Below are 15,765 nucleotides of genomic sequence, written 5' to 3'. Positions count from 1 at the left end.
CCCGTGCTGGTGACCTCGCGCTCGTACGCCGAGTACGAAGCGATGTTCGACCTGAAGCAACTCCCCGACTCCGTGCTCGACTGCTGCGCGGGTGGCTCCGGCTTCACCGCCGAGGCCGCGGCTCGTGGCGTGGACGCGATCGCCGCCGATCCGGCGTACGAGCTGGACCACCCCGAACTCGTCGACAGCGTCCGGCGCAGCCTGCCGGCGACGTCGGGGATCATCGGCGAGCACGGGGGGAGTTTCGTCTGGCACTGGTACGGATCGCCGGAGCGGAAGGATCAGTACCGGATCGAGGCGGCCGATGCGTTCCTGCAGGACGTCGCGGCCGCGCCGGAGCGGTACGTCGCCGCGGGGCTGCCGGATCTGCCGTTCGGCGATCGGCGGTTCGACTTGGTGCTGTGCTCGCACCTGCTGTTCACGTGGTCCGACAAGTACGACCGCGACTGGCACGAGGCCGCGCTGCGTGAGCTGATCCGGGTCAGCAACGCCGAGGTACGGATCTTCCCGCTGGTGCTGCAGGGGGCCGGCGACCCGATCCCGTGGCTGCCGGAACTACTGGACTCGCTCGAGGGCGTAACCCACGAGATCCGCAAGGTGCCCTACGAGTTCCAGGTCGGCGCCGACGAGATGCTGGTCATCACCCGCACCTGACGTACGCTGCTGCCCTCACCGTTTTGGGTGGCGGAGGAGACGCGGATGCGTTCTGCTGGGGGCCGTTTCGATGCGCCGGCAGCGGTCATGGTGTCGGCGCCCTTCGCGGGGTTGGCGTCGTTCGCACTGCTCAAGTGGGTCAACTTCGGTACGGACCCGGATGTGAACGCCCGGGGCGGGACGGCGGAGCTCGGAATCTGGCAGTACCTGGTCAGCATCAACGTCATGATCTGGGTGTTGCTGGCGGGACTCGGGCTGGTCTTGTTGCGGCAGTTGACCGCAGAGGTTGACGACTGGAAGCCGGCGTCACGCGGCGAGACCGTCCGGTTCGTCGTCTTCGTTCTGATACTGACCGCCGTACCGCTGGTCATCGGCGGGGCTGCCGGGATGAAGAACCCCTACACGATCGAAGGGCAGAACTGGAAGATCCCCCTGCTTCATGCCGTGGCCGGGGTCGCGAACGTTCCGCTTCTTGTGCTGCTGAAGCGAATCCACCTGGTTGCGGTCGACGATGAGCGGTGGTCGACCACCGCCCGGGACATCGCCCGGTTGCAGCTGCTGCGCCGTACCACGCGCATCGCCACGGCGGCATTGGGCGGTGTCATCGCGCTGGCGGTGGTTGCGACCGGCGCCCTCCGTCAGGCGACCGCCGCCGCGGGGCTGACTCCGTTACCGGAAGGCTTTGTGGTGGTGTACGGCGCGTCATTCACCGCTGTTGTCGCGGCCGTGTATCTGTATGTGTTCAGTGCCCTTGAAACTCGCGGGTCGCGATTCCTGGAGGCCGTTGCCGCGCTGCCTGACCCATCCGTTGAGCGCGCCGCCGCGTTCACCGCGGGCCGCTCGCTGCGGACCGAGCTGTCGCAGGAGCTCGAACTGAACCGGGACCCGAGGAAAGATCTGCAGAGTCTCCTCGCCGTTCTGTCGCCACTGATCGGCGCGCTTCTGACGAAACTCGGCGGACTCTGAGCACCAGGCGGTCCAGGGCGCCGATGCTCCTCTGGTGCTTCCCGCTCATCGCGTTCACGGATGAGTTTGCGCCTACCCGTCACGATGAGTGGGAAGCGTCCAGGGGGTGCCGGGCAGGTGGCGGGAGGACGGTCTACCACCGACCCGCCCGGCTGCCGCGTCAGCGGAGGTACTTGCCGCAGACGGGCCAGGGGGAGGCACCGCGCTGCGCGTAGAGCTTCTTCGCCCGCATCAACTGCTCGGCTGCGGAGGCCTTCGCCGGGTTGCCGGAACCGCCGACGCTGCGCCAGGTCCGCAGGTCGAACTGGAACAGCCCGTAGTAGCCGGCCGGGTTCACCGCGCGTGGGTTGCCGCTGGACTCGCAGTTCGCGACCTTGGCCCAGGCGCCGCTCAGGTTGGCCTTGCCGCTCTTCGTCGTCGGGCGGTCCTCGGAACGGCTGCTCTTGGCCTTGCGTTCGGTCTTCTCGGACTTCGAGGTCTTCTTCGCCTCGGACTTCTTGGTGACCTTCTTCGGCGCCGGAGTGGCGGCCTTCTTCACGCCGTCCAGCGAGAGGGTCTGCCCGATCAGAATGAGGTTCGGGTCCTTCAGGTTGTTGATCCGGGCCAGTTCGTGCCAGTCGGCGCCGTTGGCCTGGGCGATCTCGGAAAGAGTGTCACCGGCCTTGACCTGGTAGTCGGTCGCGAACGCCGCACCGGCGCCTGCGGCGGTGATGCCGGCTCCCAGACCGGCGATGGAGATGGTTCGAGCCACCCGGCGGGTACTTCGCCGGGTGCGCGCATGTCGGGCCTTGGACATCTGAAAAGCGCTCCTTGTGAGCTTGGGCATGGTGGGACACACCAGGCCCCCCGTGCAGGGGAGGGGCACTCGGACAGGTCACAGGACGGCGTCCGAACGGTCACGCCCCGGTAACGGCGCGACCTGAGTCATCCTGTGTGACGTTCGTCGGAAACGCAACCCCGGATTCCGATCTGCCCCGAACTTTTTCCATGGTCTGACATTCCGAAACCCCAACAACAGAACGGTTTCCGGGCTCGACACGCCGATCACCGCAGGCCGGAACCGATCGGTTTACCACTGCCCGGAACGGCCTTCCGGGAGCACTTCGACGGGGTGCTCCCGTGTCGTCCGGAGAGTTCGCTCGTTGATCGAGACACGGGTGCCGCCACCCGGCGATCGGGGGCGCGGCAGCCGGCGGATGAGGCGACGGATGTGATGGGGGCAGAAGCGGTGATCCGAGTGGCTCTCGGCCATCGCGGCACGTTGGTGCGTGGTGCACTGGCCGCGGTGCTGGCAAGGGAGAACGACCTGGACGTGGTGGCCGAGCTGGACCGCTCGGAGGACGTCCTCCAGGTGGCCGGACGGCGTCCGGACGTGTTCTTGCTCGACCCGCAGCTGCCCGGCCGGATCCGGATCGAGGAGCTCTGCCGCAAACTCGCCGGGCGCGGCGTGCTGGTGCTGATCGACCACGACGCGATCGCGGCGACCAGCCTGGCGCTGGTGAAGCAGGCGCCGCGGATCGGGTTGATCGCGACCGATGCGACCACGGACCTCCTCGTACAGGCGGTGCGCGATGTCGCGAAGGGGCTGCCCGTGGTCGACGTACGGCTCGCTGTGGCGGCGTTGAAGGCCGGTGACAACCCGCTGACCGATCGTGAGTGCGAGGTGCTGCGCCACGTCACTACCGGTGCGACGGCGCAGGAGGTCGCCCGGACGCTCAGTCTCAGCGCGGGCACGGTGCGGAACTATCTGTCCCGGATCCTCGCCAAGACCGGATCCCGGAGCCGGATCGAGGCGATCCGGAAGGCTCAGGACGCCGGCTGGATCTGAGCGGCCGTCTGAGGTGCTGGTGTCCAGCTGCCGTGCAGGTCCCGGTACATGCGGGACGTGCGCATCAGCGCGGCGTGGGTGCCGAGCGTGGCTTTGTTGCCGTCCAGGACCAGGATGCGCCGCGCGCGCAGGGCGGAGCTGATGCGGTGCGCGATCACGATCAGGGTGCCGTTGCGTTGGGCGAACGCCTCTTCGGCCTGGCGTTCTGCCTCGGGGTCGAGGAAGCAGGTCGCTTCGTCGAGGACGACGAGCGGCGCGGGTGACAGGTAGGCGCGCACCAACGCGATCAGCTGCTTCTCTCCCGCGGAGAGTTCGCCCGGCCTGACCGCGGCGTGCAGGCCGCCCATCCGGTCGATCAGCCGTGTGGCGCCGACCTTCTGCACGGCCTGGGCGAGTTGGTCTTCTGTTGCGTCGGGCAACAAGTAGGTGAGGTTGTCGTGCACGGTCCCGCTGAAGACGTAGGCCTCTTGCGGGATCAGTACGCGGGTCGCGGCGAGCTGTTTCGCGGTCACGTCCGCAGGTGGGGCGCCACCGACCAGCACCCGGCCACCCGTCGGCGTCAGCATTCCGCAGACCAGACCGGCCAGCGTCGACTTGCCGATGCCGCTGGGGCCGACCACGGCGAGGTGTTCGCCTTCGGGAATCGTCAGTTCGAGCTTGTCGAGCACGGGCTCGGCTTTGGGCCCGTACGCGAAGGTCAGCTCACGCAGCCGGACCTGGTAGCCGCTCAGCACGTCGACCGGTCGCGATCCTTCGGTCGGCGTCGAGGTGTCGAGGATCCGGCCGAGCGTGATCACGTACCGCAGGCCGCTGTCGCCCAGCGCGTTCATCACCGTGTTCAGCGCCGGTTGCAGGCCGATCAGGACGTAGGTGAGTCCGCCGAGCAACGTGCCCGTGCTGACTCCACGCCCCACCAGCCACGGCCCGACCGCGAGCAGGATCAGCAGCGGAAGCCAACCGCCGACCGCGAAGCACAACGTCCGCAGCGCCGACACCTTCGCCAGCGCGCGTTCCGCCGCCGCGTGGGCCTCGATCGGCTGACCGGCCAGCCACTCGGCGTACTCCTCGGTCCCGGCCGCGGAGATGTCGCGCACCCCGCCGAACACCATCCCGGCCGACGCCGCGAGGTCCTCGTCCGCGGTCAGCGACGCGCGCACCCGGTCTGCCGCCATCCCGAGGACCGCGAGTGACAACACGAATCCCAGCAGGAACGGCGGTACGACGAAGGCGGCGACGAGCGGAGCGAGTGACAACAACCCGGCCAGTACGCCGAACAGCGTGACCGCGAAACTGCGGAGTACGAGGACCAGACCCGCGAACGTGTCGCGGACGATCTCCACCTGCCGGTTCAGTCGCGCGACTGCCCCGTCGTCCCCGGAGCGGAGCGCGCCGCCGACAACCCGGCGTACCAGATCGTCTCGCAACGGCTCGACCAGCTCACCGAGCCGCCCGTACACCTGCCGCGCGCCGGCGGCACCCAGGCAAGCCGTCACGACCAGCCCGCCCAGCCAGGCGATTCCCTGCCACGCATGCCCCTCGAGAAAGCTGTCCGTCGCTCGCGCCACCGCGATCCCGTAGACCGCCGTCGGCAGGATCTCCGGAACCGACCACCCGATCAACCCGACCGTGGCCCGCTTCCGCAACGCGGCGGCGCCGTACGCCAACTCTCGCCTCATCCGAACACGGCTCGGTACGACGTGTTGTGCCAGAGGTCGGCGTGGGGGGCGATGGCTTGGACCTGGCCGTGGTCGAGCCAGATGACGAGGTCTGCGCGCGCGGCGGTGGCCGGGCGGTGGGTGACGATCAGACGGGTGCGGTGGTGCCGGTCCTCGGTGAGGGTGCGGCTGATCTGGCGTTCGGTCGCGGTGTCCAGGCTCGACGTCGCGTCGTCGAGGACCAGTAGACGACCGGCGGACCAGGCGCGGGCCAGACCGAGGCGCTGCCGTTCGCCGCCGGACATCGGTGCCTTGCGCAACGAAGTGAAGTACCCGTCGGGGAGGCGGCTGACGAAGTCGTGGGCGTGCGTGGCGCGGGCGGCGGCGAGTGTCCGGATCGGGCTGACCGCGTGCGGATCGATCGCCTCGCCGACCGTCCGGCCGACCAGCTGCGGACGCTCGAACGCGCACCCGACCGCACTGCGCAGCGCACGCCGGCTGACTGCCTGCAGCGGTACGCCGTCCAGCGAGACCTGACCGGTCGACGGGTCCCGCAGCCGCGCCGCGACTGCCGCGAAGACGGACTTTCCGGCGCCGCTCGGGCCGACGACCGCGATCGTGATCCCACCCGGGAGATCGAGATTGACGTTGTCCAGCAGGACGTTCCCGTCGGCGACCACGCTGACCCCGTCGAACGTCAGCTGCCCGGGACCGGTCGGCAGCGTCAAGGTGCCGTGAGCGACAGGCTCGACCGCGATCACCTCGGCGGACCGCTGGACGCCGGCCTTGGCACGGGCGAGCTCGCCGAGGACACCGGTCAGGTTGCCGAGCCCGGCGCCGAGGACGGCGTACTGCGAAGCCGCGAACAACTCGCCCGCCGTGATGTTGCCGGCCACGAGCTGCAGTCCGCCGACGGCGAGGACGGCGACCAGGACGAGCGGGCCGACGACCGCGGCCTGCGCGCCGGAGCGAGCCAGGATCCGCCAGGTGACGACGCCGTTGCGGTGCAGTTCGGGGAGCAGACCGAGGATGCGGCGCTCCTCGCGTTCCGTCGTACCGGCGGCCGTGATGGTGCGAATGCCGGTGAGCGACTCGGACAGCAGGGCGGCGATGCGGCCCTGGGTCTCCTGGTAGGCGAGGCTGACGTCGGCGGTCCGCTTGGCGAAGGTCCAGAGGACCAGGACCACGAGCAGTACGCCGCCGAAGAACGCGGCCGCGAGCCAGGGGTCGATCACTGCCAGCAGGACGAGGCTGCCGAGTGGGGGAGCGATGGCGGCGATCGCGGTCACCGCGGCCGGTCCGGCCTGGGCGGCGTCGGTGGCGTTGGCCGAGACGCGGGTGACGAGGTCGCCGGTCTCGAAGTCGCGCGTACCGCCGGGGCCGCCGCGGACGACGTGCCGGACCAGCCGATGGCGCAGCCAGGCCGTCGTCTCGGCGACACAGGCCGCGCCGGCGAACGCGTCGACGATGCTGGCCGCGATCCCGAGCCCGATGAGCGCGGCCGCGACGATCAGCCAGCGCGTGTAGCCGGTGCCGGCCACGATCGAGTCGACCGAACGACCGAGGATGGTCGGGAGTGCGAGCGTGACGGCGCTGCCGATGAGCGCGTTGACCCCGATCAGCGGCAACCAGCCCCGGCCGTGCTTGGCCACCTCGTTGAAGGTGATCATCGGATCAGGCCCGTCTCGTTGGCGACGAAGGCGAGGATGTCGGCGGCGAGGTTGATGCCGCCGGTCGTGTGTCCGGCGTCCGGTTCGAACCTCAGCAGTACCGGCCGGCTGCTCGCCGTCGCGTGCTGCAGCGCCGCGCACAGCTTCCGTGCGTGCAGGGGGTCCACGCGGGTGTCGTTCCCGAAGGCTGTCAACAGCACGGCCGGGTACTTCACGCCCTCGGAGACGCGGTGGTACGGCGAGTAGCTCGCCAGAGTCTTGAAGTCGTCGGGGTTCGTGACCGAGCCGTACTCCGCGGTCCAACGATCGCCGAGACCTGAGAGCTCGTAGCGGAGCATGTCCGTCAGCGGTGCCGAGCAGACCGCGGCCGAGAACAGCTCCGGGCGTTGGGTGAGCGCAGCCGCTGTGAGGAGACCACCGTTCGACTCACCACAGACGGCTAGCTGGTCGGCGGTGGTCCAGCCTTCGGCGATCAGGTACTCGGCGGCGGCGATGAAGTCGTCGACGGTGTCCTGCTTGTTGTCGCGGGTTGGGAGGGTGGCGGTGACGAACGAGCCACCCGCTTCGACCCAGGCCAGCGCGAAGGCGGAGTACGTCGGGGTGAGCGCCTGCCCGAACCCGCCGTACCCGTAGAGAATTGTGGGACGCGGTCCTGGTTTGCCGATGACCCGCAGCTCGACACCGGCGCTGGTGGTCAACTGGTGGGTTTCAAGGTCCTGGGAGCCGGCGAGGCGGGTCGTCTGCTCCGTGCTCGCGTCGTAGCAGCAGACCGTCGGCGGTGTGACGCTGTCCGTGTAGGTGAACCAGGCGCGATTGCCGTGCGCCGTGAGCGAGCCGATCGACCCGTGGCCGGGGAGCTCAAGGGTCCGGAGCCGACGACCGGTCGGCCGGTCGTGGACGGCGATCTCGGTTGCCGTGCTGACCAGGACGACGTCGTCGAGGACGGCGAGGCCGGTGAGCGGGGCGTTCGGCCGGAGGTAGTCGTGCCAGACGGTCGGGTCGGTCGGGTCGCCGACGTAGATCCCTTGCGTGGTGACGACGTACAAACGGCCGTCCGGACCGACCGACATGATCGTGGTCGTCTCCTGCGGGAGGTGCCGCGGCGGCGCGTCCGTTGTCAGGTCGGCGAGCCAGACGTCGGTCGTCGTACAGATCGTCAGCCAGCGACCGTCCGCGCTGATCTCCAGTCCGTACGATGCCTCGTCGGAGAGGATCGTGGCGTCGTCGGGGTCGCCCAGACGGTGGCGGCGTACCTGACGGAAGCGCACGTAGTAGAAGGTCTCGTTGTCCGGGAGCCAGGCCACGGGGGAGTAGCGGCAGCCGTCGATCGGGCCGTCGATCGGCTCGCCCGTGAGCACGTCCAGGACGTGGAGCGACGAGCGCTCGTCGCCGCCGCTGGAGAGTTGGTAGGCCAGCTTGGTGCCGTCCGGAGAGGGCTGCCAGGCGTCGAGCGTGGTCAGACCGCTCGGGTCGAGTTGCTTCGGGTCGAGCAGCGGTGTCTCGTCGACGTACAGCACGGCGTACTGCTGCCCGGTCTCGCGGCGCAGCGTGAAGCAGCGGCCACCGCGCCAGACGGGCGTGGACACGCTGCTGACGTCGGACAACTGCCGGACCCGGTTCTTCCAGCGAAACCGGCCGGTCAGCGACGCGGCGTACGTCAGCCACAGGTCGTCCTGGTCCCGCAGCCAGTGCTCGGACGCCGAAGCGTCCTCGAGCCAGCGGTACGGGTCCGCGACGGTACAACCGTGCACCTGCTCCACGAGCGTCAGACGCTCGGCGCATGGATAAGACTGCACGGAGTCGATCACCTCACTCTCCTTGTCCCACCAACACAACGAGCCCGCGGGCTCGGGGCTACCGGTCCGGAGACAGGTCGGCCCTGGGTAGGCCTGCGCCCACCCAGGGCCTCACTACCTGACGTACAGGTGCCGTATCAGTGGCAGAGCAGCAGGCTCAGGTTGCTCGGGGTCTGCGAAGCGCAGCCCAGGATGGTCAGCGTGGAGCCGCCGTGGTGGTGGCCGCCGTGGCCGTAACCCGGGGTCTCCAGACCCTGAAGGTCGAGAAGTGCCATGTTTTTACACCTCCTTCGGTGCAGATCGTCGGGATGGAGACTCGGACCACTGGGGAGGTCCGAGGAACGGGAGGGACACCGGCGCGTCGTGCAGCGCCGTACCCAGAGCCAGCAGGACGCCGGCCGATCCGGTGGCCAGGTCCATCGAGAGACGGAGCAGCTGGTTGCCCGGGTACGCGAGGCCGCCCTCGAACGGCATCGCGTGCCAGCCGAGCCCGTGCACCAGGTCGTCCACCTGATCGCCGAGTGAGGCGGCGGCGAGGAGAACACCGGCGCGACCCATGAACAGGCCGGGCTGGACGTAGTAAGAACAGTGCGTGACCCGCTTGAGCTCCTGGAGCGTGGCAGCGAGCTCCTCAGACGGGCGGTGCCGCAGGTAGCGCTCGAGGACGAGCGCGACACCGACCGAGCCCTCTTCGAGGTACGGCAGCGTCCGCCAGCCTTGGTTGACCTGGCGCATCCCGTCCTCGGTGAGCACGGTGCGCTTGAGGTCCTGCCGGATCGCGATCTCCGCGAGGTCGAGCAGACCGGTGTCGCCGAGCTGCTCGAACGCGTTGAGGAACAGCAGCGCCGGTCCGGACGATCCGTACATCAAGCCGGCGCGCGCGTACTGCCCGCCGCTGATCTCCGGTACGTCGGTTTCGAGTCGATCGGCGACCAGGTCGAGGACCCGGACCGCCTTCGCCCGGAGCGCGGGCTCGGTGTCGAAGTGCAGGAGGTTCAGGCCGATGCCGGCCAGGCCGGAGTGCAGCCCCAGCTCGCGGGAGCTCCAGTCGTCGGCGAGGGTGCGTTCGACCAGGTCGAGTGCGTCCTGCCGGTGACCGAGCTCGTCGAGGACGTGGGCGACGCCGTGCAGACCGTCGTACAGCCCGGGGCCGGCCGCGGTGTTGTGCGCTTGCCTGCGCAGCCAGTCGTCGTACTCCGGGAAGCGTCCGGCGCCCGTCCTGGCGAGCGCGTAGAGGACGCCGGCCGCACCGGTGGCGAGGTCGATGCCGCCGCAGTCGCGGAACTGCGCGATGTCGCCGGGGAACAGGCGGTCGGTGCGTTCCGGGGTCGCCGCGGCGACGATCGACTTGGTGAGCGCCGCGCGTACGTCGGTCCACTCGGCCTTGCCGGGCAGCGCCAGGCCTTCGAGCTCGTTGGTCGTGTTGGCGCCGACGATCGTCCGGACCGCCTCGTCGAGCGTGGCGCGCGGCACCGGGAAGGTGTCGGCGATCATGTCGGCGAGCTGGAACGCCTTGCCGGGATGGAGATTCAGCAGGATCGTTGCCTGGGGCGCATAAACGCCGAGCGCGATACAGGCGAGCGCGTAGCGGTCGACGTCGACCCCTTGCCGGTCCTGCGGAGCGGCGTACCCGGGATGGGCGAGCGTCGAACGGGCCCGGTCCTCGGCCCTGGTCGCGACCTCGAAGTCGATCAGCGTCAGCTTGCCGTTCACGTCGAGCAGCAGGTTGTCCGGGTGCAGGTCGCAGAACACCACGCCGCGCTCGTGCAGCTGGCCGACGGCCTCGCCGACCTTGGCGATCATCGCGGTCGCCCATTCGGCGTACGCCGCCTTGTCGGCCTCGGTCGCGTCCGGATGCGTCAGCGGGTAACGCCGTACCAGCTCGCGTTGCAGCGACACCGAGTCGATGTGCTCCTGCACGAGGAAGTGATGGTCACCCAGTTGCAGGTAGTCGTGCGTCTTCGGTACGGCGTCCAGGCCGTCCAGCTGCTCGAGGATGTCGCGCTCGTGGGCGATCCGCGCGACCGCGTCCCGCCCGGCCATGTCCAGACCCGCGTGCGGGCGACCCTCTTTGAGTACGACGCGGTCGCCGGTCTCGTTGTGGTGGCCGAGGTACACGCCGCCGCCGTTGGAGAACTGGATGACGCCGTCGATCGTGTACGCGAGGTCGTTGGTGGTGACGGCGTTGCGCGCGTCGAGATGCGGCCGCAGGAAGTCCGGGAGCTGGACCCAGGGCGGCAGGACGAAGGTCGGGCCGCGGTGGTCCGGCACGAGATGGCCCTGGGCGTCCTCGATCGCCAGGACGCGTTCCCCGGTCGGGGACAGGCAGTGCCTGCTGACGAAGGCGCCGTACCGGACGAACAGCGGACCGTCGGCGTAGCGCAGATCGCTCAGGATATAAGGGCCTTCGACGCCTCGGAGGGTTTCGTCGAGTTCCTTGAGTACGAGCTCGAGCTGCGTGTCGTCGGTCGGGTAGATCGTCACCAGCTTGCCGCTCGACCCGCGGGGAGCAGCCTTCGAGTTCGTCATCACCAGGACGGCCTCGTTGCGCAGGAACTTGAACGCGATGCCGCGCGGGACGCAGTACTCCCACACGGCCTCGAGCGTCCGATCGACGTCCTGAAGCTGCGCCGAGACGTGGATCTTCCAGCCCTGCTGGGGAAGCCGGAGGCCGTCGGGCGCGTAGTGCATCCACTGCTCACCCGGCACGTGCTGCCACCCGCTCGGCACCGGCCGCTGCGTGATCGCGAAATCCGGATGCTGCGCACCACGGTTGGCCGGCGTCTCGTAGAACCGCCGATCCGCAAGGCAGTAGAACTCGTAACTCTCGTGCATGACTGTCCGACCCCCCTTTCGTGGTGCCCCGCCACATCTTGGGCGCCTCGACCAGGGTCGGCGTAGTGCACGATGTCATCACTCTCGCGTGAAGAACTCACGCACTACGAGTGAGTAACTAAACACTCTTCGTTACCGAATCGCGAATCCTGAGCGTGAATCGGCCCGTGACAACATGTCAATCCTCACCAACACCGTCACAGCCCGTAACTCCGACGCGGGTACGTCGTACGGCGATTCCTACCGTGCATGACCGGTGTTGTGCGAGGTCGTTCGCGCGCCGCCCCGGTACGCCGCACCGTCGGCCGCCTGTGCTGCCCGGGGCATCTCGGCTTGCTCCGCCGGCAGGACAGCGGCCGGTTCGGAGCTGCCGATCCGGGACGACAGCTCGTCGATCTCGGACATCGTGGTGCCCAGGTCGGACTGGACCTGCTCGAGGGCCGCGCCCGGTGTGACGCGCCCGAGCCTCCCGTCCAGCTCGCCCGCCACGTCGGCGACGACTTCGTCCTGGCTGAGCGTGTCTGCCAGGAGCACGGACCCGTCAGGCCCGGGAGGCAGCGGAGGCGGCGGCGTGTACTCGGCAGCGTTCTGCGCCCGTGAGGTCATCTGCTCGAGATGCCCGCGCAGTTCGGCAACCGAGTCCTGGTTGGACTGGAGGGCCGTGCCCACGCGGTCGAAGTCCGGGCGCAAGGTCTCGTTCGCCGTGCCGGCGGTCTCGCTCAGCGTCGTCTGGGCAGAGCTCAGCTGAGTCTCGAGGGAGCGGACCGACTCGGTGACCTGTCCCAGTTGTTCACCCCAAGTGCGGGTGGTCTGGGTGAGGCGTCCAATGGCCTCCAGCCTGCCCTGCTCCCTGGCCTGTTGCGCGGCCTGCTGTTCAGCAGGCGGGGCGTCGGCTTCGGGCTGGTTGTCCGCCACGGCCGCCCTGATCTCGGTCAATGCAGTTCCTGCAGCGACGCGGAGCTCCTGGGCGGTCGGCGCCTGCGCGACGGCGTCGTTCAGGCCGTCACTCGCGGTACTGAGGGACTCTCGCACGTTCCCCATCGCGTCGACGAGCGCCTGCTTGTCCGTGGCGGCCTTCTGCTCCGCTGCCGCTTGCTGTGCCGCTTGCTGTTCGCTCGCCCGCTGTTGGGTTCGCTGCCATTCGTCGGTGATCGGGTCGCGTCGACGCTCACCGACACCGCCCATCGCGGCCTTCAGGGCACGAGCGAGTTCGGGATCGATGTCTTGCGCCAAGTTGCACACCTACTTGGTCGGAGTGACCTGATCGTCCAGGCTGCCGGTGCCCAACTCTAGGTGCCGAAGGGGTGAGTGTTGCTGGAGTGGACGTCAGACCGGGTAGGTGTGGACCTCGGTGGCTTTGAGGGTGGTGTGGAGGGGCTGGCCGGGGGTCAGGCGGAGGTCGGCGACTGCCGCGGGGGTGATGTCGGCGAGGAGGTCGGCGGGGCCTTTGGGGGAGGCGTCGAGGCGGACTCGGACTGTGTGGGCGTGTTGTTCTATGCCGGTGACCACGGCCGGCCAGGTGTTGCGGGGACTGCCGGACGGGGGTTGCACGTAAAGGCTGACGGCGGTGGGTGGGAACGCTACGTGGACCGGGCCGGTGGCTGGTTCGGCCAGGGTGATCGTGCCGCCCTCGGGCAGTCTGACTGCAGTGCCTGAAGCGTCGCCGCGGTAGAGGTTGAGGCCTACCAGCTGGGCTACGTAGTCGGTGCGGGGGCGGTGGGCCACCTCGGTGGGCTTGCCTTCCTGGACTACCTGGCCGTTCTCGATGATGACCAGGCGGTCGGCCAGGACCATGGCGTCCAGCGGGTCGTGTGTGACCAGGAGAGTGCGGCCTTCGAAGCGGTTGAGGTGCTGCCCCAGTTCGGCTCGGACGTGAAGGGTGGTGCCGGCGTCGAGTGCGGCCAGTGGCTCGTCGAGCAGCAGCAGTTCAGGGTCGGTGGCCAGCGCCCGGGCCAGGGCCACGCGTTGGGCCTGTCCTCCGGACAGAGCGCGGGGGCGAGTACGGGCGTACTCCGACAGCCCAACGGTCTCCAGCCAACGGGCAGCCTCCGAGCGGGCGGTCTGCTTCTCCACTCCACGGGCTCTGAGACCGAACGCAACGTTCTCCAGGCAGCTGAGGTGGTTGAAGAGCAGGTAGTCCTGGAACACCACGCCGATCGGCCGGCGGTCCGGCGTACGGAATGTGCGTGGCGGCTCGTCCCACACCTCGTCGCCCAGCGCGATGCGTCCGCGGTCCAACGCGAGCAGTCCGGCGATGGCGCGGAGTGCTGTGGTCTTGCCGGCGCCGTTGGGGCCGAGAAGCGCGACAACCTCACCCGGCTCGACAGCCAGGTCCAGTGCGAGCTCGAAGGAGCCACGGCTCACCTGCACATCGGCGTACAGAGTCAACGGAGCCCACCGATCCAGCGCTCGCGGAGAGACGCCAGTACGACGACGGACACCAGCAGAAGCACCAGACTCAGTACGACGGCCACGTCGGGATCAGTCTCCAACGCCAAGTACACGGCCAGCGGCATGGTCGTCGTACGGCCCGGGAAGTTGCCGGCGAACGTGATGGTGGCGCCGAACTCACCCAGCGCGCGCGCCCAGCAGAGCACTGTCCCGGCCACCACACCTGGTGCGATCGAAGGCAGCGTCACGCGCCGGAACGTCAGCCACCGTCCCGCCCCGAGTGTTGCGGCCGCCTCCTCGTACCGCGGGTCCGCAGCACGCAGTGCGCCCTCCACAGAGATCACCAGGAACGGCATAGCCACAAAGGCCTCAGCAACAATCACACCAGCCGTCGTGAACGGCAGCGAGATGCCAAACCAGGTGTCGAGGTGCTGTCCGACCAGACCACGTCGTCCGAGCACCAGCAACAACGCAACGCCACCTACAACCGGCGGCAGCACCAGCGGAACCGTCACGAACGCTCGGATCACACTCCGCCCCGGGAGCCCGCCGCGGGCGAGCAACCAGGCCAGCGGAACACCTAGTAGCAAACACAACACAGTGGCAGCAGTCGCGCACACCAGTGACAGCCGCAGTGCCTGCCACACATCGGCACTGAACAGGCGCCCTGGCAACGTCGACCAGGGCGCTTTGATCAGCAGGCCGACCAAGGGGACGAGCAGGAACGCCAGCCCGAGCAGAGCAGGCAGCAGAAGTACTAGGGGCAGCCGCCCGCTAGTGCTCCTGCTACGGCGACTCACGGCGCGTCGAAGCCCGCGGCGGTCAGGACCGCCTTGCCCTTGTCGGACAAGACGTAGTCGACGAACGCCTTGGCGCCGTCCGGGTTCGGAGCCTTGGTCAGCGTGGCGATCGGGTACTCGTTGACGGCCTTGCTCGACTCCGGGAACTCGATCCCCTCGACCTTGTCCTTGGCGGACAGTACGTCGGTCTTGTAGACGAGGGCCGCGTCGACCTCACCGAGGCTGACCTTGGTGAGCGCCGCCTTCACGTCCTGCTCGAGGCTGTCCGGCTGCGGGGTGATCCCGACCGCCGTGAAGACCTTCGCGGCCGCTGCGCCACACGGCACCTGCGCGGCACAGATCGCGATCTTCTTGTCCTTGTCCGCGAAGTCCTTGATGCCGGTGATCTTGCCCGGGTTGCCCTTCGGTACGGCGATCTCCAGCGTGTTCTTCACGAAGTTCGTCGGGGTGCCCTTGTCCGTGACGTCGTCCATGTTCTTCGGCGCCGCCGAGGCGAAGACGTCCGCCGGCGCGCCGGAGTTGATCTGTTGGGCGAGTGCCGAGCTGCCGGCGAAGTTGAAGGTCACCTTCACGCCGGAGTGGGCGGCCTCGAAGTCCTTGCCCAGCTGGGTGAAGGTGCCGGTCAGTGAGGCGGCGGCGAAGACATTCACCGTGCCCGACAGGGCCGACGTGCTGTTCGACGGGGACGATGCCGCCGGGGTGTCGTCGCCACACCCGGCGAGGGCGAGCGCGGCGACCGCGGCAAGGGCGGCGAACGCGGTACGGCGGAACATCAGGCCTCCGGGATCTCGACGACGACATGGGTGGACTTGATGGAGGCGACGGCCACCACCCCGGGCTCCAGGCCGAGCTCGTCGGCGGCCTCACGACTCATCAGCGACACGACGCGGAACGGCCCGGCCTGCATCTCGACCTGGGCCATCACGCCGTCCTTGAGTACCCGGGTGACGATCCCCCGCATCCGGTTGCGCGCCGAGGCCGCGGCGGTGTGACCGGGGTCCGGTGAGTCCGCCAGCTCCTGGGCGAACGTGGCGAGCGCTTGCCCGTCGACGGCCATCCGGCCGTTCTCCTGCTTCGACCGCAACCGGCCCTGATCGATCCAGCGCCGAACCGTGTCGTCGCTGACCCCCAGGAGCGCGGCCGCCTCACTGATCCGCAAGTTCGGCACGA

Annotated in this window: 14 protein-coding genes; 3 read left to right on the top strand and 11 right to left on the bottom strand. The window is 68.9% G+C overall.

The window, feature by feature from the left end; genetic code table 11:
* Positions 1-3: 3 nt before the first annotated feature.
* Both OHB24_RS07850 and OHB24_RS07845 read left to right on the top strand, forming a co-directional pair.
* On the top strand, positions 4-654 hold the full coding sequence (locus OHB24_RS07850) for a class I SAM-dependent methyltransferase (protein ID WP_327638278.1): 651 nt from the start codon (positions 4-6) through the stop codon (positions 652-654).
* Between the two features lie 45 nt (positions 655-699).
* A complete protein-coding gene (locus OHB24_RS07845) occupies positions 700-1,620 on the top strand; it encodes a hypothetical protein (RefSeq protein WP_327638277.1) in 921 nt (306 codons plus the stop codon).
* Between the two features lie 160 nt (positions 1,621-1,780).
* On the opposite strand, the gene OHB24_RS07840 is transcribed toward OHB24_RS07845, so the two are convergent.
* Entirely contained in the window at positions 1,781-2,416 is a 636-nt protein-coding gene (locus OHB24_RS07840; protein ID WP_327638276.1) for a transglycosylase family protein, read from the bottom strand.
* A gap of 432 nt (positions 2,417-2,848) precedes the next feature.
* Between OHB24_RS07840 and OHB24_RS07835 the strand changes: the two genes are divergently transcribed.
* A complete protein-coding gene (locus OHB24_RS07835) occupies positions 2,849-3,448 on the top strand; it encodes a response regulator transcription factor (RefSeq protein WP_327638275.1) in 600 nt (199 codons plus the stop codon).
* On the opposite strand, the gene OHB24_RS07830 is transcribed toward OHB24_RS07835, so the two are convergent.
* The 10 genes from OHB24_RS07830 to OHB24_RS07785 all read right to left on the bottom strand — a co-directional run bounded on the left by OHB24_RS07830 (position 3,427) and on the right by OHB24_RS07785 (position 15,763).
* Complete coding sequence (locus tag OHB24_RS07830; RefSeq protein ID WP_327638274.1) at positions 3,427-5,124, bottom strand: ABC transporter ATP-binding protein; 1,698 nt, start codon at positions 5,122-5,124, stop codon at positions 3,427-3,429. The two genes, OHB24_RS07835 and OHB24_RS07830, sit on opposite strands and share 22 nt — an antisense overlap.
* Entirely contained in the window at positions 5,121-6,773 is a 1,653-nt protein-coding gene (locus tag OHB24_RS07825) for an ABC transporter ATP-binding protein (RefSeq protein WP_327638273.1), read from the bottom strand. The genes OHB24_RS07830 and OHB24_RS07825 overlap by 4 nt, the downstream gene beginning before the upstream one ends.
* A complete protein-coding gene (locus OHB24_RS07820) occupies positions 6,770-8,581 on the bottom strand; it encodes a prolyl oligopeptidase family serine peptidase (RefSeq protein WP_327638272.1) in 1,812 nt (603 codons plus the stop codon). The genes OHB24_RS07825 and OHB24_RS07820 overlap by 4 nt, the downstream gene beginning before the upstream one ends.
* A gap of 125 nt (positions 8,582-8,706) precedes the next feature.
* Positions 8,707-8,844, bottom strand: a complete 138-nt coding sequence (locus OHB24_RS07815) for a SapB/AmfS family lanthipeptide (protein WP_327638271.1) — start codon at positions 8,842-8,844, stop codon at positions 8,707-8,709.
* 4 nt (positions 8,845-8,848) lie between these two features.
* Positions 8,849-11,404, bottom strand: coding sequence for a class III lanthionine synthetase LanKC (gene lanKC, locus OHB24_RS07810; RefSeq protein WP_327638270.1), 2,556 nt, complete (start codon positions 11,402-11,404; stop codon positions 8,849-8,851).
* Between the two features lie 240 nt (positions 11,405-11,644).
* On the bottom strand, positions 11,645-12,637 hold the full coding sequence (locus tag OHB24_RS07805) for a hypothetical protein (protein ID WP_327638269.1): 993 nt from the start codon (positions 12,635-12,637) through the stop codon (positions 11,645-11,647).
* 93 nt (positions 12,638-12,730) lie between these two features.
* Positions 12,731-13,792, bottom strand: coding sequence for an ABC transporter ATP-binding protein (locus tag OHB24_RS07800; protein ID WP_327638268.1), 1,062 nt, complete (start codon positions 13,790-13,792; stop codon positions 12,731-12,733).
* The gene (gene modB, locus OHB24_RS07795; RefSeq protein WP_327638267.1) at positions 13,789-14,595 is read right to left on the bottom strand and encodes a molybdate ABC transporter permease subunit; all 807 of its coding nucleotides are present in this window, start codon (positions 14,593-14,595) and stop codon (positions 13,789-13,791) included. Before modB ends, OHB24_RS07800 begins: the two co-directional genes overlap by 4 nt.
* A complete protein-coding gene (modA, locus tag OHB24_RS07790; RefSeq protein ID WP_327638266.1) occupies positions 14,592-15,368 on the bottom strand; it encodes a molybdate ABC transporter substrate-binding protein in 777 nt (258 codons plus the stop codon). Before modA ends, modB begins: the two co-directional genes overlap by 4 nt.
* Positions 15,368-15,763: a TOBE domain-containing protein gene (locus tag OHB24_RS07785; protein ID WP_442913954.1), complete on the bottom strand. Its 396-nt coding sequence runs from the start codon at positions 15,761-15,763 to the stop codon at positions 15,368-15,370. The genes modA and OHB24_RS07785 overlap by 1 nt, the downstream gene beginning before the upstream one ends.
* Positions 15,764-15,765: the final 2 nt, after the last annotated feature.

The sequence above is a fragment of the Kribbella sp. NBC_00482 genome (genome assembly GCF_036013725.1).
Taxonomy (GTDB): Bacteria; Actinomycetota; Actinomycetes; order Propionibacteriales; family Kribbellaceae; genus Kribbella.
This window is presented reverse-complemented; position numbering and strand designations above follow the sequence as displayed.